Source organism: Curtobacterium sp. PhB146 (assembly GCF_004342995.1).
Taxonomy (GTDB): Bacteria; Actinomycetota; Actinomycetes; order Actinomycetales; family Microbacteriaceae; genus Curtobacterium.
This window is the reverse complement of record NZ_SMBN01000001.1, coordinates 1,622,103-1,643,494: the sequence shown is the minus strand read 5'-3', so window position 1 is coordinate 1,643,494 and position 21,392 is coordinate 1,622,103. Positions and strand designations below refer to the sequence as shown.

Sequence of the window (21,392 nt, the reverse complement as noted above, 5' to 3'; positions counted from 1 at the left end):
CGCTGCCCGCGACCACTCACTGGAAGTCCCGCGACCGCGTGCGCACGGACAACGACAGGTGCTCGATCCGGTCAGCCACCAGGTTGACCACGCCGTCGGGCGACCGCTCGAGGATGCCGCGGACGATCACCGCCGGGGATTCCCGGGCGACCCGGCGGTAGCGTCCCCACACCCCGACGCTGCAGATGACGTTGACCAGCCCGGTCTCGTCCTCGACGTTCATGAACGTGATCCCCGATGCCGTCGCCGGACGCTGCCGGTGCGTGACGATCCCGCCGATCTCGACCCGGCGCCCGGTCTCGGCCGTCGCGGTGTCCTGCACGCTGAGCACCCGGCGGGCGGCGAGCCGGTCGCGCACGTGCCGGACGGGGTGGTCGTCGGTCGTCATGCCCGTCGACCACATGTCGGCGATCAGGACGTCGCCGCTCGTCATCTGCCCGAACAGCGGCGGTTGGACGACGACCTGCGTGTCGGGCAGCTGGTCGGCGCGCTCCGCAGCGGCCTGCGCCGCCGACCACATCGCCCCGCGGCGGTCGATGTCGAAGGGGGCGAAGGCGTCGGCGGCGGCGAGCGCCTCGAGCTGCGCCGTCGTCAGCCCCACCCGGCGGGCCAGGTCGGACATGTCGACGAAGGGACCGTTCGTGTCACGCTCGGCGACGATCTTCTCGGCGCTCTTCCGGCTGAGCGAGGCGACCTCGGCGAGTCCGAGCCGGACCGCGAACGCGCCGTCGCGGCGGTGCCGTGCGGTGTCGTCGGGCAGTGCCTTGTCGAAGGGCAGCACCGGCGGCTGCTCGGTGTGCAGGCAGGCGTCGTCACCGCACGGGGGCACCACCTGGTCATCGCCGAGCGGTTCGAGCGTGGCGTCGACACCCGAGCGCAGGATGTCCGGTCGGAGCACCTGGACGCCGTGCCGACGGGCGTCGGCGACCAGGGTCTGCGGTGAGTAGAACCCCATCGGCTGCGCCCGGAGCAGCGCGGCCAGGAACGCCCCCGGGTAGTGCAGGCGCATCCAGGCGCTCGCGTAGACGATCAGGGCGAAGCTGATCGAGTGGCTCTCCGCGAAGCCGAAGTTCGCGAACGCCTGGATCTTCGCGTAGATCGCGTCGGCGTCCTCGCCGTGGATGCCGTTGTCCGACATGCCCGCGTAGAGCTTGTCGCGCAGCCGGTCGATCTTCTCGTGGCCGCGCTTCGACCCCATCGCCCGCCGGAGCAGGTCGGCGTCGTCGCCCGAGCAGTTGCCGACCGCGATCGCCATCTGCATGAGCTGCTCCTGGAACAGCGGCACGCCGAGGGTGCGTTCGAGCACTGGTTCGAGCGACGGGTGGATGTACGTGATCGGTTCCTCGCCGGTCCGACGCCGGATGTAGGGGTGCACGGCACCGCCCTGGATCGGGCCGGGGCGGACGAGGGCGACCTCGATCACCAGGTCGTAGAACCGTCGTGGGAGCAGCCGGGGCAGGGTGCCCATCTGCGCGCGGGACTCCACCTGGAACACCCCGATGGTGTCGGCTCGGCAGAGCTGGTCGTAGACGCCCTGTTCCTCCTTCGGCATGGAGTGCATCTCCCAGCGCTCTCCGCAGTGCTCCGCCGCCAGGTCGAACGAGTACTGCAGCGCCGCGAGCATGCCGAGGCCGAGCATGTCGAACTTCACGAGCCCCATGAAGGCGCAGTCGTCCTTGTCCCACTGCAGCACCGTGCGGCCGTCCATCCGCGCGTGCTCGATCGGCACGACCTCGCCCACCGGCCGGTCGGTGAGCACCATGCCGCCCGAGTGGATACCGAGGTGGCGCGGGAAGCCCAGGACGTCGCTCGCCAGCCCGACGACCGCCGGCGGGATGTCGTGGTCCTGGCTCTCGGTCACCGAGCCCCACCGTTCGACCTGCTTCGACCAGGCGTCCTGCTGCCCCGGGCTGTGGCCGAGGGCCTTCGCCATGTCGCGGACGGCACCCTTCGGGCGGTACGTGATGACGTTCGCGACCTGGGCGGCGTTGTACCGGCCGTACTTCTCGTAGACGTACTGGATCACCTCTTCGCGGCGGTCCGAGTCGAAGTCGACGTCGATGTCGGGCTCTTCGTCGCGCATCGCCGACAGGAACCGCTCGAACGGCAGGCCGTAGCGGATCGAGTCCACCGCGGTGATCTCGAGCAGGTAGCAGACCGCGGAGTTCGCGGCGGAACCCCGCCCCTGGCAGAGGATCCCCCGGCCGCGGGCGTACTGCACCATGTCGCGCACGATCAGGAAGTAGCCGGGGAAGTTCTTGTCCTCGATCACGGCGAGCTCGCGTTCGATGCGCTCGCGCTTCTGCGGGTCCACGCCGTCGGCGCTGCCGGGGTAGAGCCGACGGGCACCCGTCCAGGTGAGCTCCCGCAACCAGGACATCGCGGTGTGGCCGTCCGGTACGTCGAGGTCGGGCAGCCCGGGCTTGACCGTGCGCAGGCGGAACCCGAGTTCGTCGGCCAGCGCGACGGTGTTCCCGATCGCCCCCGGGTACCGCCCGAACCGCCGGGTCATCTCGGCGCCGGAGCGCAGGTGCGCGGTGTCGGCGGCCGGCAGCCACCCGTCGATCTCGTCGAGGCTGCGCCGGGCCCGGACCGCGGCCAGCGCCGTCGCCACCGGGAACCGGTCCGGGGTGGCGTAGTGGACGTTGCCGGTCGCGACCAGGGGCAGCGTGTACCGCTCGGCGAGGGTCGCGAGCACGTCGTTCCGCGCACTGTCGAGCGGGTCGCCGTGGTCGAGGAGCTCCACCACGACGTTGCTGCGCCCGAAACGGTCGAGCAGCACGCGCAGCGCGGTCTCCGCCGCGGACTCCCCGCCCTGCTCGAGCGCCTGCCGGACGGTGCCCTTCCGGCACCCGGTGAGCACCCGCCAGTGTCCGTCGGCCCGTCCCGCGAGCTCGTCGAGGTCGTAGCGCGGGCTGCCCTTCTCGGACCCGGCCGCGAGGTGCGCACTCGTCACCGCGCCCGCGAGCCGGTGGTAGCCGTCCTGCCCGTCGGCGAGCAGGAGCAGGTGGGAGCCCTCGGGATCGGGGACGCCGTTCTGCGGTTCGGTCAGGCCCAGCGAGAGCTCGGTGCCGTAGACGGTGCCGACCTGCGGGTACGCCTCGGCGACCTCGGCCATCCGGGCGGCACCGTAGAAGCCGTCGTGGTCGGTGAGGGCGAGGGCGTGCAGGCGCAGCCGTGCGGCTTCCTCGAACAGCTGCTCGGGCTGGCTGGCACCGTCGAGGAAGCTGAAGGCCGAGTGCGCGTGCAGCTCGGCGTACGGCACGACCGGAGGGCCGTCGTCCGCAGCCGCCGGCTGGTCCGTGGGCACGTACGGCTCGCGCTTCCGCGACCACGCCGGGCTGTCCCCGCCGTCGCCGGCCTTCGCCGTCCCCGGACTGCGCTTGTCCGACAGGGCGCGTTCGAACTGCGACCACGGCACGGGTGGGTTGCTGTAGCCCATCAGGTCCTGCTCCTGGATCGGTTCACGTGGCGATCGCCTCCGCCCACCAGCGGTGGTCGGCCAGCACCAGGTACCAGGCACGGCCCTCGGCGTCGACGAGCTGCAGCCGGTGCAGTCGTCGGCCGCCGGACTCCCACCACCGCACGACGAGCGGCCAGGGGCCCGCCCAGGCCGTGACGGGTGCGAACCCGCCGCCCCGGTCCCCCTCGGCGCGGAAGCGTTCGGGTGCGCCGGACAGCACGCCGCGGTCGTCGACGTCGACGCTCGCGCCGTCGCCGGAGACCACGTCGACCGGCCGGGGACGCTCGAGGACGGTGGCGGGCGGCGGCCCGGGCAGCTTGCCGGGCCAGGGGCGGTCGCGCACGGTGGCAAGGGCCCGCTCGCCGCCGGGTGGGGCGTCACCCCACGGCACGAGCACCACCCGCTCGGACAGGGTCCGGCCACCACCGACCCGCGGGCTCACCACCCCGTCGTGCCCGACCATGCCCTGGATCCGGGCCAGCCCGTGGTGCACGCGCTCGTCCGGTCCGGAGCCCCAGAGTCCGCGTTCGTGGTTCGCCATGTCGTCGACGGCGACCGGCTCGAGCACGACCGAGGTGACGGGGGCCTCGAGCCCGGTCGGGTCGACCCCGCCGGCGAGCTGCCACCGCACCCGGTCGACGACGTCGGCGGCGTCGAACCACCGGGGGTGCGCCCACGTGCGTTCGAGCAGGATGTCCCGCTCGTCGACGATCCCCACCCGGATGGTCGTCGCGACGAGCCCCGCGGCGCGGAGGCGTGCGGCGAAGTCGTCGGCGGAGCGCCGGAACGCGAACGCGATCTGGTCGGCACGGTCGAGCGGGGGTTCGAAGGCGGCCTCGATCCGGAGCTCGGGAGGGATCGCGCGCGCCGAGATCTCCCGTGGGTCGCGTCCGCCGGCCAGCCGGTGCAGGAACGCCCCGGCGACCCCGAACCGGTCGCGGACCTGCTCGTCACTGAGTGACGCGAAATCGCCCAGCGTGGTGATGCCGAGCCGGTCGAGCACCGTCGCGAGCTCGGGGTCGCCGAGCACACCGAGGGGCAGGGCCGCCAGGAAGTCCGACGAGCCGGAGACCGGCACGATCCGTACCCGTTCGCCGGGACGCACCGGCCGGGCCCGTGCCGCCTGCTCCGCTGCGAACGGGGTGTCCGCCACACCGGCCCGCACCGCCGGGGCACCGTGGTCGGCCGCGATCCCCGCCAGGGTCGCCGCGGCCGCCCGCTCGCCGCCGTAGTACCGCGCCGGTCCCCGGGCACGCAGGGCGAGGGTGCCGGGCCGCAGTACCTCGACCCCGGGGACGGCGGCCTCGACCGCGCGGATGACGGGTTCGAACGCGCGGTGGTCGAGGGCGTCGTCGTAGGGGTGCACGACGAGCTCCGGACAGCGCGCCTGTGCCTCGCGCACCCGGAGGCCCCGGACGACGCCGTGCTGCCGTGCGGACGCGGAGCTCGCGAACACCAGGCCCGTCGCGACCACGGCGAAGGGCTGCTCCGGCGGTGCCCCGGCCGCGCGGGCCGCCGCGATCACCGGCCAGTCCGGGCACCAGAGCACGATGGTGCGGGTCGGCGGTGGCTCGGGCAGCGCCCCGCCGCGGGCGATCGCGTCGGCACGGACACGCCCCGGCGCGATCACGACGCCACCGCCACTCCCAGCAGCACCCCGGCGATCACGACGCCACCGCCACGGGCCGCAGCACCCCGGCGATCACGACGCCACCGCCACGGGCCGCAGCACCCGGGTGTCGCCGGACCCCACCGACGGCACGGGGGTCGCCGTCCGGACCGTGCCGTCGGCCGCAGGCAGGAGCAGTTCGGCGCTCGTGGGGCGCACCGCACCCGCACGACCGGTCGCCGTCACGGTGGCGCGACGCTCGGTCAGGTGCCCGTGGCCCTGCCCGATGCCGCTCCACACCGACGACGTGATCCGCAGCGTGACGTCCGCGCCCGGCCAGGACCCGAGCGCGACGAGGGCCCCGCCGCGTTGCCGGAGCCGGGCCGACAGGCGGGCGACGTCGCCCGGCACCACCCGGCCGAGCGGTCGGGTGAGGACGATCTGGGCGACATCGGCCATCGCCGCGGTCACCGCGAGCCACTGGTCGCCCGGATCGGGGACGAGCACGAGCCGCTCGAGGTCGATCCCCGCGGCGGCCGCGGCCTCGATCCCGAAGGACGGCACCCCGACGACCGCGCACCACGCACCGGACGCCGAGGCCGCCTGCAGCATGGTGATCGCGAGCAGCACCGACTCGGGGACGGCGTAGGTGCCGCCGACCCGGATCGCGCCGCCGGGCAGCAGGGGTTCGAGAGCGGAGGCGGTCGGGAGCCCAGCGGTGTCGACACGGGTGGACTCCATGTCGGTGACCCGGGACCGCAGGGACGTGATGCGGTCGAGCGCCGCCCGGGCGTCACCGAGGTGGTCCGCGCGCGCAGCACCCGAACCCCCACGCGCAGCACCGCTCCGCCCGACCCGATCCGGGCCGGGCGACCGGAGTGCCGCCGCCGTCTGCATGCCCTCATATTCGAACATGTGTTCGATGATGTCAATCGCGTCCGACATCCGTGGACAATCGAGTCGAACGCGTGTTCGGTCAGCTCACCAGCTCGTCAGCTCACCACGTCGCCACCGCTCCGACCGCGCCGAGCACGGACCGCGTCTTCGTCACGACCTCGTCCGCCTCGTCCGCCGCCACCGACGACCACGTCACCGCTCCCCCGGCCCCGAGCGTCCGCGACCGGACCTCGACCGGACCCACCCCGCCGCCCGAGGCATCCACCACCGTCACCAGTGTCCGGATGACCACCGACAGGTCGACCGCCCCGCTCGCCGAGAAGTACCCGATCGTCCCCGAGTACACCCCGCGCGGCGCGCCCTCGAGCCGGTCGGCGATCGCCATCGCGCTGATCTTCGGCGCGCCGGTCATCGACCCCGGTGGGAACGCCGCCCGCACCACGTCCGCCGGCGACGTCCCCGACGGCAGCACGGCACCGATCGTCGACACCATCTGGTGCACGCTCGCGTAGGTCTCGACCGCGCACAGCCGTTCGACGTGCACCGACCCGGGGATCGCCGTCCGCAGCAGGTCGTTCCGCAGCAGGTCCACGATCATCACGTTCTCGGCACGGTCCTTGGCGCTCACCGCGAGTTCGTCCCGCACGGCCGCGTCGGCAGCAGCGTCGGCGAGTCGTCGCCGCGTGCCCTTGATCGGTTCCGCCAGCACGGTGCGGTCCGCGGCGATCCGCAGGAACCGCTCCGGCGACCGGCTCGCCACGCGCAGCGGGCCGAGCCGCAGGTACGCACCGAACGGGACGGGGTCCGACGCCCGCATCCGGAGGTACTCGGACAGGTGCGGGTCCGTGCCGGGGCCGACCCGGGCCTCCCGGCCCCTGCCCGGCACGGAGAAGGAGGTGGTGAGACAGACCTGGAACGCGTTGCCCTCGCGGATCTCGGCGCGGCACGCGTCGACGGCGCGTTCGTGGTCGGCTCGCGACGTGCGTCCGACCGCTGACGACACCCCGGCCGGGAGGCCCGTGGCCGCGTCCGCCACGTCGGCCGTCGACGGCGACCTGGTCACCGTCTCGAGCCACGCCCGGTTCTGCGCGCTGGCCGCCGGTTCCGCGTCGGCGACGAGCGTCAGCGCCCAGGCGCCACCGGTGTGGTCGACGACCACGGCGCGGTCCACGAACCGCAGGTCGGCGTCGGCGTGGCCGTCAGCGGTGCGGTCCGGGCCGCCGGACTCGCGACCGAGCTCGTACCCGAGGAACCCGACCCAGCCGAGTGCGAAGCCGCAGCCGGCGATCGGCTCGGGCAGCTGCGGCGTCCGAGCGAGGAGGTCGGCCAGCACGGTGAAGGCCGGACGGTCGTCGGAGGACGACGAGCCGAACCAGCCGGCAGCGGGCGCGGCGACCTCGACGGACGCCTGCCGGTCCTGGTGGCGGAACCGGGCACGGAACGGCCCGTCCGCCCACGTCAGCACCGACCATCGAGCCCGTGGTCGAGCGGCGTCGGGTGCGCCGTCCGGCAGCGCGGAGTCGAGCCACACCAAGTCGCCCTCGACCGCGGCGGCCAGCGCGCCGAGGTCGGGGACCGGATCGAGCCGGCGGACCTCGATGCGGGCGCCGGCCGACGGACCGGTCAGATCGCGGAGATCGTCCATGCGGCGGCGTGGGACGCACCGGGGGCGAGCACCACGAGACCGCGGTCGACACCGTCGTTGAAGGCGTCCGGGGCGCACGTCATCGGCTCGACCGCCAGGCCGGCGCGGTGGTACTCGGGGACGACGTGGTCGGCCGTGTGCACCTGCACCCACGGGCACTCCTGGCCGAAGGTCGCGCGGACACCCCGGCCGTCCGCCGTGGTCAGGGCGATGGTCGCGACCCCGTCGGCGTCGCGGTCGAAGCCGGTGAAGGCGTGGTCGATGAACCGGTCGCCGATGCGTGTGGCGGTGCGCAGGTCGAACTCGTCGTGCACGGGGACCAGGTCGGTCGGGATCAGCCGGTCCGGCGTGACCTCGAGCACCTCGGCCGCGGGCAGGGTGAGGGTCCAGTCATCGACCGTGCCGGCGCCGGCGACCAGGTACGGGTGCGGGCCGGTCCCCCACGGGGCGTCGTCCGCGCCGGAGTTCGTGCCGGTGATCGTGGTGTGCAGCCCGGCGACGTCCAGCTGGTACTCGACCAGGACCTCGACGCGGTACGGGTAGCCCGCCTGGGCCTGCACGGTGGTGGCGAGCACCACGCGGTCGGACTCCTGCGCCACGACCCGGAAGTCGGTCCAGGCGACCAGTCCGTGCAGGGCGTGGTGCCGTGCCGGTTCGGTGAGCGCGAGCTCGTGGTCGACACCGCCGAACGAGTACTCGCCGTCGACGACGCGGTTCGGCCACGGAGCGAGGACGGCACCGCGGAACGCCGGTCGGACCTCGTCGGCGGCGAACGGCACGATCAGGTCGCGACCCTCGTGCCGCAGGGTCCGCAGCGTCGCACCGACCGTGGCGATGTCGGCCGTGTACCCGGCGGCGGAGATCGTCAGCGGGGTTCCGGACAGCGGCGCATCGTTGCTCATGCGCTCAGCGTATCGGGCACGTGCGGCCACCCGCACCACGAAAAAACCCCCGCCGTTCCGGGGAACGACGGGGATTGTTGGTGGATCTGAGGGGACTCGAACCCCTGACCCCCTGCATGCCATGCAGGTGCGCTACCAGCTGCGCCACAGACCCAGATTGTGTTGCTTCCGTGCCGACCGGTTCCCCGGAGGCACCATAGAAGCGTACACCATGCGAACGCCGGGCAACGAAATCGAAGCCGTCACCCGGGCGCGTCGCTGATCAGGCGGTGTGGTCCACCGGGAGCTCGAGCGGGATGGTCGGGCAGTCTGCCCAGAGCCGCTCGAGCGAGTAGTACTGACGGTCCTCGTCGTGGAAGACGTGCACCACGATGTCGCCGACGTCGATGAGGACCCAGCGGCCCTCGCTCCGGCCTTCGCGGCGGAGGGTCTTGGCGCCGAGCTCGAGGAGGCGCTCCTCGACCGCATCGGCGATGGACTGCACGTTGCGCTCGTTCCGACCGGTTGCGAGCAGGAACACGTCCGTGAGCTGCAACGGCCCGGTCACATCGAGCGCGACGAGGTCCTCGGCCTGCTTGGCGTCGGCCGCGAGAGCGGCGGCCTGCACGAGTTCCAGTGCGCGAGTGGAGGCGGTCACGGATTCCTTCCGGTCGTCGACCCGGCAGGGAGCCGGATCGCTTGGTGGGTCACGATCATAAGCCACCCCGCCGACGCACGGCCAGGCCGCGGCCGACGCAGGTGTCGGGATCGGTGGTTCGGGTCGGGGGGTCAGCCGCCGAAGGTGTGGGTCGTGACGAGCGCGACGATGATGACCGCGGCTGCGGCGACACCGACGGCGCCGACCGTGACGCCGAGGATGAGCGGCGTGCGCGACTCCTTCGGCTTCGCGGCGGCGAGGACGACCTGGCGGGTCGAGGTGTGGCTGGACACCGCGCGGCTGGCGCGCACCGGGCTGGCGTCGGTCTCCGGCTGCTCGTCGTGCTGCTCGAGCAGGCGGTCGACCTCGGCACCGTCGATCGGTCGGTGCGACCCCGTCGAGGACAGCGACGCGGGCAGGTCGATGGACCCGGTGAGGATCACCTCGCCCGTCGCGTTCAGTGCTCCGGTCGGGTCGGCCAGGGCCGAGTTCGGCAGGATGATCGCGTTGGTGTCGGTGACCGCGATCCGGCGGGTGCCGGTCGAGTCGTCGTGCACCTCGGCGTCGTTCGAGCCGTGCGCCTGCTGCGACCAGTGCCCGACGGGTGGCTCGAAGGCCGTCGTCATCGGCTTCGGCTCGGCCGGCCGCTGGAAGGACGCGGGGACCTTCGGGGGCTCGGTCCGTGCGGGCTCCGGGATCGGGACCTCGTTGGTGTCGTCGTCCTCGGGGTCGAGGGACAGCGGGAACACCGCCGGGGTCGACGGAGCACCGTCCGGGATCCCCGGGAGCGGCGTGGCCGAGGGGTGCTCGGGCGCGGCGTCGTCGACCGATGCGTCCGCGTCGGTCTGCGTCTCGTCGGTGCCCGTCTCGTCGGTGCCCGTCTCGTCGGTGCCCGTCTGGTCGCTGGACGTCCCTGCGGGGGCCTCGTCCGCGGCCCCGGCTTCGGGCTGTGCTTCGGAAGCGTCGTCGGCGGGCGGCGACCAGGTCGACCGGTGGCGCCGGGGCTCCTCGGCGTGCGCAGCGGCTTCGTCGAGCGGCTCGAGGGCGTCGGGCGACCCGTCGGCCTCGGTGGCCTGGGCGACCGCCGCCTCATCGAGCACCGTGGGGGTCTCGGAACCGGACGGCTCGTCCGCGGCGCGCGGCGCCGAGGTCGGCTCGATCGTGTCGACCGAGCCGAGGACGTCCTCGACGGTGCGGTCGGAGGACTGCGGCGTGGGGTTCTGCAGCGGGACCGGCAGGACCGCCTGGTTCTCGGCGGCGCGCTGCTGGCGGATCTGGCGGCGGGTCAGACCACCGCTGCCGGGCACGATCTCGGTCGCCGAGGCGGGCGGGAACGGCGACACCCCGGCTGCAGGGACGGAGGTCACCGGCACGGAGGGCGCCGAGGCCGGCGTGCCCGTCGGTGCCGACGTGCCCGTCGCGGCGGACGCCGGAGCGGAGGACTGGGCCGGACCGCCGGGAGCGGGTGCCACGTGCGAACCGGGTCGAGGACGGGGTTCCGTCGACTCGGCGGGTGCGGCGACGGTCGGCGGCGGCGTCGCGGGCTGCGAACCGGCTGCTGCGGCACGCTCCCGCTCGCGCGCCTGGCGCCGCGACAGGGGCGGCTGCGCGTCGGACGAACTCATGCAACGCTCCGATACAGGTGGTGCTTGGAGATGTACTGGACGACCCCGTCGGGGACCAGGTACCAGACGGGGGAACCACGTCTCACCCGGTCGCGGCAGTCGGTCGACGAGATGGCCAGTGCGGGGACTTCGAGCAAGCTTACGTCTCGCTCGGGGAGTCCGCTGATGCTCAGGTCGTGTCCCGGACGCGTCACGGCGACGAAGTGCGCGAGGTCCCAGAGACCATCATGGTCTTTCCAGTCGACAATCTGCTGAACGGCGTCTGCGCCCGAGATGAAGACGAGCTGCGCGTCGGGCCGCTGTTCGTGCAGGTCGCGGAGCGTGTCGACCGTGTACGTCGGGCCGGGGCGGTCGATGTCGACGCGGCTCACCGTGAACATCGGGTTCGACGCGGTCGCGATGACCGTCATCAGGTAGCGGTGCTCGGCATCCGTGACGCCGGACTTCATGTACGGCTGACCGGTGGGGACGAACACGACCTCGTCCAGGTCGAACGCCCGAGCGACCTCGGACGCCGCGACGAGGTGACCGTGGTGGATGGGGTCGAACGTGCCGCCCATCACCCCGATGCGCGGTCGTCCGGTGCTCTCGAGCATCGGGTGCAGATCAGCTCTTGGTGTGACCGAACTCGTCGACACCCGTCTCGTGGTGGCGGGTGGCCTCGAACTTCTGCGAGTGGCGGTAGGCCACGTCGCGGAAGCTCCAGGTGACGAAGCCCAGGAAGATGAAGAACAGCGCGCCGACGAGCGGGAACACGAACGCCGGGGCCCCGGAGGCGTGCTCCGCAGCTTCTGCGAGGAAGGTCATCGTTCGGTGCTCCGTTCGGTCGGGGAAAGACGCCGTTCAGTCTAGCCGCGGATCTGGCCGTTCCCGCGCACGATCCACTTGGTGCTCGTGAGCTCCGGCAGCCCCATCGGGCCACGCGCGTGCAGCTTCTGCGTCGAGATGCCCACCTCGGCGCCGAAGCCGAACTCCCCGCCGTCGGTGAAGCGCGTCGACGCGTTCACCATCACGACCGCCGAGTCGACCGTCGCCAGGAACCGCTCGGCCGTGTCGACGTCGTTCGTGACGATCGACTCGGTGTGGTGGGTGGACCAGCGCGCGATGTGCGCCATCGCGGCGTCGACGTCCGGCACGACGCGGATCGACAAGTCGAGGTCCATCGACTCGGTCGCCCAGTCCTCGTCGGTGGCGCGCAGCACGCCCGGCACGATCGCCCGCGTGGCGTCGTCGCCGCGCAGCGTGACACCGGAGGCACGGAGCCGGTCCGCGAGCACGGGCAGCAGCCGCTCGGCCGCCTGCTCGTGCACCAGGAGGGTCTCGAGGGCGTTGCAGACGCTCGGCCGCTGCACCTTGCTGTTCAGGACGATGTCGACGGCGCGCTGCTCGGGGGCCGACGCGTCGAGGAACACGTGCACCACGCCGGCACCGGTCTCGATCACGGGGACCTGCGACTCGGTGACGACGGTCTGGATGAGCGAGGCGCTGCCGCGTGGGATGAGCACGTCGACCAGGCCGCGGGCGCGCATGAGCTCGGTGGCTCCGGCACGGCCGAACTCGTCGATGGTCTGCACGAGCTCGCGCGGCAGGCCGACCGACTCGACGGCGTCCTGGATGCGCGCCACGAGCACGGCGTTCGTCCGCTGGGCCGCCGAACCCCCGCGGAGCACGACCGCGTTGCCGGACTTCAGCGCGAGCGAGGCGATGTCGACCGTGACGTTCGGTCGTGCCTCGTAGATGGCGCCGACGACCCCGAACGGCACCCGCACCTGGGTGAGCTGCAGGCCGTTCGGCAGCGACGAGCCCCGCAGGTGCTCCCCCACCGGGTCTTGCAGGCCGACGACGTCCTCGACCGCGGTGGCCAGCGCCTCGACGCGTGCGGGGTCGAGTCGGAGGCGGTCGACGAGGCCGGAGGACAGGCCGCTCTCCTCGCCCGCGACCAGGTCACCGTGGTTCGCGGCGACGATCTCGTCGGTGGCGGCGCGGACCCCGGCGGCGATCGCCACCAGGGCGGCGTCCTTGACCGCCGTCGTCGCGGTCGCCAGCGCCGACGAGGCGGTGCGGGCAGCCACGAGCGTGTCGGTCAGGGTCGGGGCGGGCGCGATCGACGACATGGACCGATTCTAGGTCCGCTCGTCGGCCCGTGACGGGCCTGACGGCGTCTCGCCGGCCGACCGGTCACGACACGTTGCACCACGACCGCCGAGCGGTCGCGCCGCGTCGCTCCGCGCCGCCCCCGTCGACCGGTCCCGACCGTTCGACGCGGTCCGTCGGTGCGTCGTGACCGCCTGGAGGCCCGGCACCGGTCCCCGGGACCCGTGCCGGGCCTCCAGGCGGTCGCGTTCACCACGCCGACCGGTCACGACACGTCGTCCGGCGCCACGCGAGCGGTCGCAGACCGTCGCTCCGCGACGCCCGCGCCGACGGTCCCTGACCAGTCGGCGCCGTCCCGGCGGCGAGTCGTGACCGCTCCGGGCGCGGTCCGACCCGTGTCAGGGACGCGGCGCGGCGTGGAACCAGGTGCCGACGTGCTCGCCCGACAGGGCGCGGTCGACGAGGGCCGTGGCGGTCACCAGGACCGACGTGCCCGCCTCGGCCGCGAGCCGCGCAGCCGCGACCTTGGTGCCTGCTCCCCCGGTCCCCACGCCGGACTTGCCGACGGAGCCGAAGGTGACGCCGGCGAGCTCGTCGCCGAACGGTACCTCGTCGATGCGCTCGGCGCCCGGCTGCTCCGGCGGCTTCGTGTACAGGGCCTCGACGTCGGACAGCAGCACCAGGGCGTCGGCACCGAGCAACCGAGCCACCAGGGCGGCGAGCCGGTCGTTGTCGCCGAAGCGGATCTCGTGCGTGGCGACCGTGTCGTTCTCGTTCACGATCGGCAGCACCCGCAGGGCGAGCAGCCGGTCGATGGCGCGCTGCGCGTTGACCCGGTGCGTGGGGTTCTGCAGGTCGCCGGCGGTCAGCAGGATCTGCGCCGCGACGACCCGGTGCCGGTCGAGTTCCTTCTGGTACCGGAACATCAGGACGTTCTGGCCGGTGGCCGCGGCGGCCTGCTGCGTGGCGAGGTCGTCGGGACGGCCCTCGAGCCCGAGGAACGGGAACCCGGTCGCGATCGCACCGGACGACACGAGCACGACCTCGGTGCCACGGCCGTAGGCGCTGGCCAGGGCGTCCACCAGCGGACCGATCTGGCCGGCGGCGTCACCGCTGACCGAGGACGAGCCGACCTTGACCACGATCCGCCGCGCACGAGGGATGTCCTCTCGCCGGGTGACGGGTCCGAGGTCGGTGCGGGCGGTCGTGTCGGTCATGCCGCGGTCAGTCCTTCTGGTCGCTGGTCTCGAAGTCGCCGGTCTCAACTCCGGTCTCGACGCCGCCGGTCTCGGGGTCGCCGGTCTCGAGGTCGTCGCTGGTGACGACCTCGTCGTTCACCCAGAGACCGGAGACACGCTCCTGCTCGAGCTCGGCACGGGCGGCCGCCTTGGCGTCCATCCGCTCGAAGTACTCCTCGCGACGCTCGTTGCGGGTCGGACGCGAGGTCGCACCGATGCGGGCGTCGGTCCCGCGCGCGCTCGTGATGAGCTCCGCGGTGGACGTGAGCGTCGGCTCCCAGTCGAAGACCATGCCGCCGTCGCCACCGATCACGACGGTCGAGCCGGCCACCGCGCCGGCCTTGAACAGGCCGTCCTCGACGCCGAGCTTCGCGAGCCGATCGGCCAGGAAGCCGATCGCCTCCTCGTTGGTGAAGTCGGTCTGCTGGATCCAGCGCTCCGGCTTCGCGCCGCGGACGCGGAAGAAGCGGTGCTCCTCGCCGCCCTCGGCACGGACCGTGAAGCCCTGGTCGTTGACCGCACGGGGGCGGATGACGATGCGCTCGACGACGGGCTCGGCCGCGCGCTTGGCACGACCCTGCTCGACGACCTCGGCCAACGCGAAGGTCAGCTCACGCAGACCCTTGTGCGACGCCGTGGAGATCGGGAACACGCGGTAGCCACGGCCCTCGAGCTCGGCGGTGACGAACTCGGCGAGCTCGGCGGCGTCCGGCACGTCGATCTTGTTGAGCGCGATGAGCTGCGGACGCTCGAGCAGCGGCACCTGGCCCTCCGGAACCGGGTAACGCTCGAGCTCGCCGAGGATGACGTCGAGGTCGCTGATCGGGTCGCGGCCCGGGTCCATCGTCGCGCAGTCGATGACGTGCAGCAGGGCTTCGCAGCGCTCGACGTGCCGCAGGAACTCGAGGCCGAGGCCCTTGCCCTCCGACGCGCCCTCGATCAGCCCGGGGACGTCCGCGACCGTGAAGCGGCTCTCGCCCGACTCGACGACGCCGAGGTTCGGGGTGAGCGTGGTGAAGGGGTAGTCGGCGATCTTCGGCTTCGCGGCCGAGATCGCGGCGATGAGCGAGGACTTGCCGGCGCTCGGGAACCCGACGAGGGCGACGTCGGCGATGGTCTTCAGCTCGAGGCTGATGTCACCCGCCCAGCCCTCGGTGCCGAGGAGCGCGAAGCCGGGGGCCTTGCGCTTGGTGGTGGAGAGCGCCGCGTTGCCGAGGCCGCCCTGGCCACCGGGGGCCACGACGACGCGCGTGCCGGGCTCGGTCAGGTCGGCGATGACCTCGCCGGCCTCGTCGTACACGACGGTGCCGATCGGGAGCGGGAGCTCCTGGACCTCGCCGCTGACGCCGCTGCGGTGGTCGCCCATGCCCGGCTGACCGTTCTTGGACGAACGGTGCGGAGAGCGGTGGTAGCCGAGCAACGTGGTGACCTGCGGGTCGGCCACGAGCACGATGTCGCCGCCGTCACCGCCGTTGCCACCGTCGGGCCCGGCGAGGGGCTTGAACTTCTCACGGCGGACCGAGACGCAACCGTTGCCGCCCTTCCCCGCGCTGAGGTGCAGGGTCACGCGGTCGACGAAGGTCGCCATGGTTCCACTCCTGGAAGATCGTTGCGCCGACGGGGTCCGTCAGCGCGTTGTGCCGACGAGATCCGTCAGCGCGTTGTGCCGACGAGATCCGTCGGCGGGAAAAGCGAAGGAGGGGCGGGCACTCGGCCCGCCCCTCCCGCTGAAGCTGATCGTCGCGACTACGCGTTGACGATGTTGATGACCTTGCGGCCACCCTTGGTGCCGAACTCGACCGAACCGGCCGAGAGGGCGAACAGCGTGTCGTCGCCACCGCGGCCGACGTTGGCGCCCGGGTGGAAGTGGGTGCCACGCTGGCGGATGATGATCTCGCCGGCGTTGACGACCTCGCCACCGAAGCGCTTCACGCCGAGGCGCTGTGCGTTCGAGTCACGACCGTTGCGAGTGGAACTCGCACCCTTCTTGTGTGCCATGAGCTGACTCCCTTACGCGATCTTGGTGATCTTGACGCGGGTCAGTTCAGCGCGGAAACCCTGGCGCTTCTTGTACCCGGTCTTGTTCTTGAACTTCTGGATGATGACCTTCGGACCGCGCAGGTCGTCGAGCACCTCGGCGGTGACGGTCACGTTGACGAGCTCGGAAGCTGCCGACGTGATCTTGTCACCGTCCACGAGGAGCACGGGGGCGAGGTCGATGTTGCCCTTGTCGTCCGCCTTGACACGGTCGACGGTCAGGATGGTGCCGACCTCGACCTTTTCCTGACGGCCGCCGGCGCGCACTACTGCGTAAACCACGTGGAAATCCTTACGTAACTCTGCTTGAGGGAAGTCTCGGGTGCCCACTTCTGCACGAGCGGCTCCCGGAAGGCCGGGCCCGATCGGCGACGCAGGCAGAACGGCCCGCTGACACCAGGGATCGAGAATACTCGATCCCCATGGGTCCGGTCAAACGGCGACACACGTACGATTGCACGGTGACCGTGTTGATCGACCCACCGACGTGGCCCGCTCACGACACTCTGTGGTCGCACCTCGTCAGTGATGAATCCTACGCGGAACTCCACGCGTTCGCTGCACGCGCCGGTGTGCCGCGTCGTGCGTTCGACCACGACCACTACGACGTGCCGCTCGCGAAGTACGACGAGCTGGTCGCCGCGGGGGCCTCTGCGGTGTCCGGCCGGGAGCTCGTGCTGCGGCTCATCCGCAGCGGCCTGCGTGTGGCGCAGCGCGACAAGCGCGCCCACTGACGCGCCGCGCGGGTGCGCCAGGCACGCACGGTGCGAGGTTCTGGACTCGGTGCGGCGCACGCCGGCTCCCACGGCGTCCGGAACCTCGCACGGTGCGGACGGGAGGCCCGGCGCACCCCCGCCACGTCCGTCCTGTCGCATGGTGCGCGGCCGCGTCTCGGGCACGTGCGCACCGTGCGAGGTTGCCCACAGCGTGCGAGGTCGGCAGCACGGTGCGTCGCCAGAGGCTCGCACCGTGCCGCGGCCGCTGCACCGCCCGGTGAACCCCGCACGGTGCGGCGACAGGCGGACGCCGCACCGCGCATGACCTCGCCGGGCCGCCGTCGCGCCTCGGGCACGTGCGCACCGTGCGAGGTTGCCCACATGGTGCGAGGTACGAAGGCCGCACCATGTGGTCAACCTCGCACCGTGCAGCGCCCACACGACCGCCCACACGACCGCACGAGCGACGAAGCGAGGTCAGCGGGGCGCTGGACCGCCCCAGGGGGCTGCCGGCGGCTGCTGCTGGTCCGGACGGGGCTGTGCGCCGTACTGGCCGCCGTACTGCCCGTGGGGGTCCGGCTGGACCAGACCCTGTCCGTACGGGCCCTGCTGCGGCTGCTGCGGCCCCGGCTGCACGGTCGCGGGCGGGACGGCGTCGGCGGGCCGTACCGTCCCCGGCAGGCCGGACGTCGGCGCGGGGCCACGGTTCCGTCGCGGGCGCCCGAGCCACAGCCACGCCGCGGTCGCACTCGCCAGGAGCATCACCGTGAACGGCACGCCGTTGCGGAGCGGGTTCGTGACGACGTCGATCACGAGTCGGGAACCTCCCGAGGTGATCGCCCCGAACGCGCCCGTGAAGACACCGACGAGCGCGAGGGCGATCGTCCCGGCAGCCCCGGCGAGCACGGCGCGGAGCAGCACGGTCGGCAGCGGGCTGCGGCGGGCGATCGGGGTCAGGAACGCCAGCGCCAGGAACGCCCCCGCGTAGAACGGGAACGGCGCCAGGAACACCGAGGCGATGAAGCTGCCGACCAGGCTGGCACCCGCGCCGTAGTGCGCGAACGGGCTGACGACGAGGGACGTCCCGATGAGCCCGACGATGCCGGACACGAACTCGACCAGCACGAGGGACACCACGGCGATGAGCGCCCCGGCGGTGTTGTTCACCGAGGCGCCGGGCGCGAAGGCCCGACGCGGATCGGCCGGCGCACGGGGCGGTCGCGGCGGGGCGTAGGGCACCCCGGCAGTGGGCTGGACGCCGTGCGGCGGCTGCCCAACAGGCTGCCCGCCAGGTTGCCCACCGTACGGCGGCTGCCCACCAGGCTGCCCACCGTACGGCGGCGCGGAACCGCCGGCTCCCCCGGGTCCGGGCGGTGCGGGCTGCTGCCAGCCCGCACCGTAGTACCCACGATCCTGCTGCGGGTCACCGGGGTTCGTCACGCTCAGTTCCCCAGGATGACGGAGCCGTCGGTGTCCTCGCCGGACGCACCCTCGGTCGTGGCCGGCGCACTGATGCTCGGCGACGACACCCGGCGGGACCGCGAACGGCCCTGACCCGGCTGCTTCGGCTCGGGCAGCGCCTGGAGCACGGAGTCCAACAGCGACTCGGCGTCCGGGGCGACCTGACGCGGCTCGCGCTTCGGGGCGGCGTTGAGCGGGATGTCCAGGATCGCGACCGTGTTGTCGGTCGGAGTCACCGTCGCGCTGGAGCTGACCCGACGGCGGGCCGGGGCCTTGGCCTTCGGCTCGACGGCAGGAGCAGCAGCCTCGGCGACCGCCTGCTTCGGCGCAGCCTGCTTCGGCTGGTCGCGCTTCGGCTCGGCCTGCTTCGTCTCGACAGCGGCCTCCGCCTCGACTGCGACGGGCGCCGACTCAGCGACCTCGGTGGCCTCGGTCGCGGCAGCGTTCGACTGCTCACCGCTCCGTCCACCACGGCCGCCACGGCGCCGACGCTTCGACCCGGTGGGCTGTTCGCCCGCTCCGGAGTCCTCGGACGCGGACGTCGCTGCGGGGACGTCGGCCGAGGTCGGTGCCTCCGCCGAGGTCGGCGATGCCGGCGAGTCCTCGTGCGGGATCGTCGAGGCGGCGATCCGCGACAGCGCGCTCTTCACGTCGTCGGTGATCTGGTGCGCCTGGCTCGACTGCCCGTTCGACGAACCGGAACCCGAGCCACCGCCGGAGTTGCCCCCGCCGTTGCCGTGCCCGTTGCCACCGTTGCCGTTGCTGCCGCTGCCGTTGCCGCCGGCACCGCTGCGTCCCTTGCGACGCCCCTTGCTCGGGCCCGGGTCGGCGTTGTTGTCGTTGACCTTCGCGTTGACCTCGTCGAGCGACTCGCGCAGGCCGACGCCGATCTTCTTGCGGGTCATCTGCACGAGGCCGAGCGAGGTGACCTCGGCGACCTGGTGCTTCGTGCGGTCGCGGCTCAGGCACTCGATCAGGCGGCGGAGCACGAGGTCGCGGTTCTCCTCGAGCACCATGTCGATGAAGTCGACGACGATGATGCCGCCGATGTCGCGCAGGCGGAGCTGGCGGACGAGTTCCTCGGCGGCCTCGAGGTTGTTCTTCGTGACCGTCTCCTCGAGGTTGCCCCCGGAGCCGACGAACTTGCCCGTGTTGACGTCGACGACCGTCATGGCCTCGGTACGGTCGATGACGAGCGAACCACCGGAGGGCAGCCAGACCTTGCGGTCGAGCGCCTTGTCGATCTGCTCGTTCAGGCGGTACTCCTCGAAGGAGTCCGGGCCCTCGTAGCGGACGACGCGGTCCTTCAGGTCGGGCGCGACGGCCGACAGGTACTCGTCGATGGTGCCGCCGGCGGCCTCGCCGTCGATGATGAGCTTCGTGAAGTCCTCGTTGAAGACGTCACGCACGATCTTGACGAGCAGGTCCGGCTCCGAGTGCAGCATCACCGGGGCCTGGCCACCGGCGACCTTCTTCTGGATGGCCTCCCACTGGCTGGTCAGGCGCTGCACGTCGCGGGTGAGCTGCTCTTCCGTCGCACCTTCGGCAGCGGTGCGCACGATGACGCCCGCGTGCTCCGGCAGGACCTCCTTGAGGATCTTCTTCAGGCGCGCACGCTCGGTGTCGGGCAGCTTGCGCGAGATCCCGTTCATCGAGCCGTTCGGCACGTAGACCAGGTAGCGACCGGGCAGCGAGACCTGGCTGGTCAGGCGGGCGCCCTTGTGGCCGACGGGGTCCTTCGTGACCTGCACCAGGACCTTGTCGCCCGGCTTGAGCGCGGCCTCGATGCGTCGGCCGTGGCTGGTGTCGACCGAGTTCCAGTCGACCTCGCCGGCGTACAGCACGGCGTTGCGGCCGCGACCGATGTCGACGAAGGCGGCCTCCATCGAGGGCAGGACGTTCTGCACCTTGCCGAGGTAGACGTTGCCGATCAGCGACACGTTCTCGGACTTGGTGATGTAGTGCTCGGCGAGGATGCCGTCCTCGAGCACGCCGATCTCGATGGTCGACGAGCTGGAGCGCACGATCATCTGGCGGTCGACGCTCTCGCGGCGGGCGAGGAACTCGTCCTCGCTCACGACCTGGCGGCGGCGTCCGGCGTCACGGCCGTCGCGGCGGCGCTGCTTCTTCGCCTCGAGCCGGGTCGAGCCCTTGATGCGCTGCGGCTCGGTGATGAGCTCGGGCTCGCGGCGGCGGGGCTCCTGGTGGTCGCGCGGCTCACGCGGCGCACGGGCCTCGCGGTCGGCGCTGCTCCCCCGACGACGCGAGCGCCGGCGGGATCCGCCCTGCTCCTCGCGGTCCTCGGAGTCGTACCGGTCATCGCGGTCGAACCGGTCCTCGCGCTCCAAGCGGTCGGAGCGCTCGGAGCGGTCGGAGCGGTCGGAGCGGTCGGAGCGCTCGTAGCGGTCGTCTCGGTCGTCCTCGTCGCGCTCGTACCGCGCGGCACGGCGCGGCAGCTCCGGCAGGACGGGAGCGTGGAAGATCAGGCTGAGCGTGCTCGTCGCCTTCGGGACGAACGGCTCGGCTGGGGCGGCGGGTTCGCTCGCCTCGGCCGTCGGCTCGGTCTCGGTCGGACGGGAGGCACCACTCGGCTCCGCCACGTCGGCTGCGGGCTCGGTCGGCTCGGCCGTGACCACCGGCAGGTCGCCGGTCAGCGTGCTCACGTCGTCCGGCTCGGCGCTCTGCGCGGAGACGGCCTCGACCGCGACGGACACGGCTTCTGCCCGTGCCCCGTCCGCCGGTGCCCCGTCCGTCAGCGCGAGGGGCTCGTCGACGGCCGGCACCTGCACGGCGTCGGCCGCGACCTGCTGGCCGGACGACCGGGCGCGGCGTCCGCCGAACAGGCGGGTCCGACGCTTCGGGGCGTTCTCGTCGTTGGTCGTGTTGTCGTTGTTCTGCTCCACCATGGACTGGCGCACTCCTCGGCCCCACTCGCACCCTTGTCAGGCGGCGGGAATTCTTTGGTTGTGGCGGTGGCGTCGACGCCCCGCGCTCGCTGTCTTCGTGATCGGTCTGCGTCAACTTCTCGTTGCGTCCGCTGCCGTTCCGGTCCGGGCACCCGGCCCGGG

At 72.5% G+C, this 21,392-nt stretch carries 17 protein-coding genes and 1 tRNA gene; 1 reads left to right on the top strand and 17 read right to left on the bottom strand.

The genetic code is table 11. The annotated features are described in order from the left end of the window. Window positions 1–16: 16 nt before the first annotated feature. The 15 genes from EDF33_RS07895 to rplU form a co-directional block, all read right to left on the bottom strand. Window positions 17–3,442, bottom strand: coding sequence for an error-prone DNA polymerase (locus EDF33_RS07895; protein WP_132099671.1), 3,426 nt, complete (start codon window positions 3,440–3,442; stop codon window positions 17–19). A gap of 22 nt (window positions 3,443–3,464) precedes the next feature. Beyond that, window positions 3,465–5,093 (bottom strand): DNA polymerase Y family protein, encoded by a 1,629-nt coding sequence (locus tag EDF33_RS07890; RefSeq protein ID WP_131878570.1) that lies wholly within the window; start codon window positions 5,091–5,093, stop codon window positions 3,465–3,467. Between the two features lie 72 nt (window positions 5,094–5,165). Continuing rightward, window positions 5,166–5,987, bottom strand: a complete 822-nt coding sequence (locus EDF33_RS07885) for a hypothetical protein (RefSeq protein WP_132099670.1) — start codon at window positions 5,985–5,987, stop codon at window positions 5,166–5,168. An 82-nt stretch (window positions 5,988–6,069) separates the two neighbouring features. After that, entirely contained in the window at window positions 6,070–7,614 is a 1,545-nt protein-coding gene (locus EDF33_RS07880; RefSeq protein WP_131878566.1) for an anthranilate synthase component I family protein, read from the bottom strand. After that, complete coding sequence (locus EDF33_RS07875) at window positions 7,593–8,516, bottom strand: aldose 1-epimerase family protein (protein WP_131878564.1); 924 nt, start codon at window positions 8,514–8,516, stop codon at window positions 7,593–7,595. The genes EDF33_RS07880 and EDF33_RS07875 overlap by 22 nt, the downstream gene beginning before the upstream one ends. Window positions 8,517–8,594: 78 nt before the next feature. Further along, window positions 8,595–8,670 (bottom strand) — tRNA-Ala (locus EDF33_RS07870). Between the two features lie 108 nt (window positions 8,671–8,778). Further along, window positions 8,779–9,153 carry a ribosome silencing factor gene (rsfS, locus tag EDF33_RS07865; protein ID WP_111084542.1) on the bottom strand — a complete coding sequence of 125 codons (375 nt, stop codon included), beginning with the start codon at window positions 9,151–9,153 and terminating at the stop codon, window positions 8,779–8,781. Between the two features lie 131 nt (window positions 9,154–9,284). Next, the gene (locus EDF33_RS07860; RefSeq protein WP_132099669.1) at window positions 9,285–10,778 is read right to left on the bottom strand and encodes a hypothetical protein; all 1,494 of its coding nucleotides are present in this window, start codon (window positions 10,776–10,778) and stop codon (window positions 9,285–9,287) included. Then, the gene (gene nadD, locus EDF33_RS07855; protein ID WP_111084540.1) at window positions 10,775–11,374 is read right to left on the bottom strand and encodes a nicotinate-nucleotide adenylyltransferase; all 600 of its coding nucleotides are present in this window, start codon (window positions 11,372–11,374) and stop codon (window positions 10,775–10,777) included. Before nadD ends, EDF33_RS07860 begins: the two co-directional genes overlap by 4 nt. A 10-nt stretch (window positions 11,375–11,384) precedes the next feature. Continuing rightward, entirely contained in the window at window positions 11,385–11,585 is a 201-nt protein-coding gene (locus tag EDF33_RS07850) for a hypothetical protein (RefSeq protein ID WP_123293955.1), read from the bottom strand. A gap of 41 nt (window positions 11,586–11,626) precedes the next feature. Further along, on the bottom strand, window positions 11,627–12,892 hold the full coding sequence (locus tag EDF33_RS07845) for a glutamate-5-semialdehyde dehydrogenase (RefSeq protein ID WP_123293956.1): 1,266 nt from the start codon (window positions 12,890–12,892) through the stop codon (window positions 11,627–11,629). A 378-nt stretch (window positions 12,893–13,270) separates the two neighbouring features. Next, window positions 13,271–14,089: a glutamate 5-kinase gene (gene proB / locus EDF33_RS07840; protein WP_228505024.1), complete on the bottom strand. Its 819-nt coding sequence runs from the start codon at window positions 14,087–14,089 to the stop codon at window positions 13,271–13,273. Between the two features lie 7 nt (window positions 14,090–14,096). Further along, window positions 14,097–15,698 carry a GTPase ObgE gene (gene obgE / locus EDF33_RS07835; RefSeq protein WP_165918740.1) on the bottom strand — a complete coding sequence of 534 codons (1,602 nt, stop codon included), beginning with the start codon at window positions 15,696–15,698 and terminating at the stop codon, window positions 14,097–14,099. A 158-nt stretch (window positions 15,699–15,856) separates the two neighbouring features. Then, window positions 15,857–16,108: a 50S ribosomal protein L27 gene (gene rpmA, locus EDF33_RS07830; RefSeq protein ID WP_071257351.1), complete on the bottom strand. Its 252-nt coding sequence runs from the start codon at window positions 16,106–16,108 to the stop codon at window positions 15,857–15,859. A gap of 12 nt (window positions 16,109–16,120) precedes the next feature. Then, window positions 16,121–16,429: a 50S ribosomal protein L21 gene (gene rplU, locus EDF33_RS07825; RefSeq protein WP_111084536.1), complete on the bottom strand. Its 309-nt coding sequence runs from the start codon at window positions 16,427–16,429 to the stop codon at window positions 16,121–16,123. A 179-nt stretch (window positions 16,430–16,608) separates the two neighbouring features. Between rplU and EDF33_RS07820 the strand changes: the two genes are divergently transcribed. Beyond that, on the top strand, window positions 16,609–16,881 hold the full coding sequence (locus EDF33_RS07820; RefSeq protein WP_123313478.1) for a DUF4031 domain-containing protein: 273 nt from the start codon (window positions 16,609–16,611) through the stop codon (window positions 16,879–16,881). A 459-nt stretch (window positions 16,882–17,340) separates the two neighbouring features. Here the strand turns inward: EDF33_RS07820 and EDF33_RS07815 are convergent, their stop codons facing one another. Together EDF33_RS07815 and EDF33_RS07810 are read right to left on the bottom strand one after the other, a co-directional pair. Further along, complete coding sequence (locus tag EDF33_RS07815; RefSeq protein ID WP_131921676.1) at window positions 17,341–18,303, bottom strand: hypothetical protein; 963 nt, start codon at window positions 18,301–18,303, stop codon at window positions 17,341–17,343. 2 nt (window positions 18,304–18,305) lie between these two features. Further along, entirely contained in the window at window positions 18,306–21,230 is a 2,925-nt protein-coding gene (locus EDF33_RS07810; protein WP_132099668.1) for an Rne/Rng family ribonuclease, read from the bottom strand. Window positions 21,231–21,392: the final 162 nt, after the last annotated feature.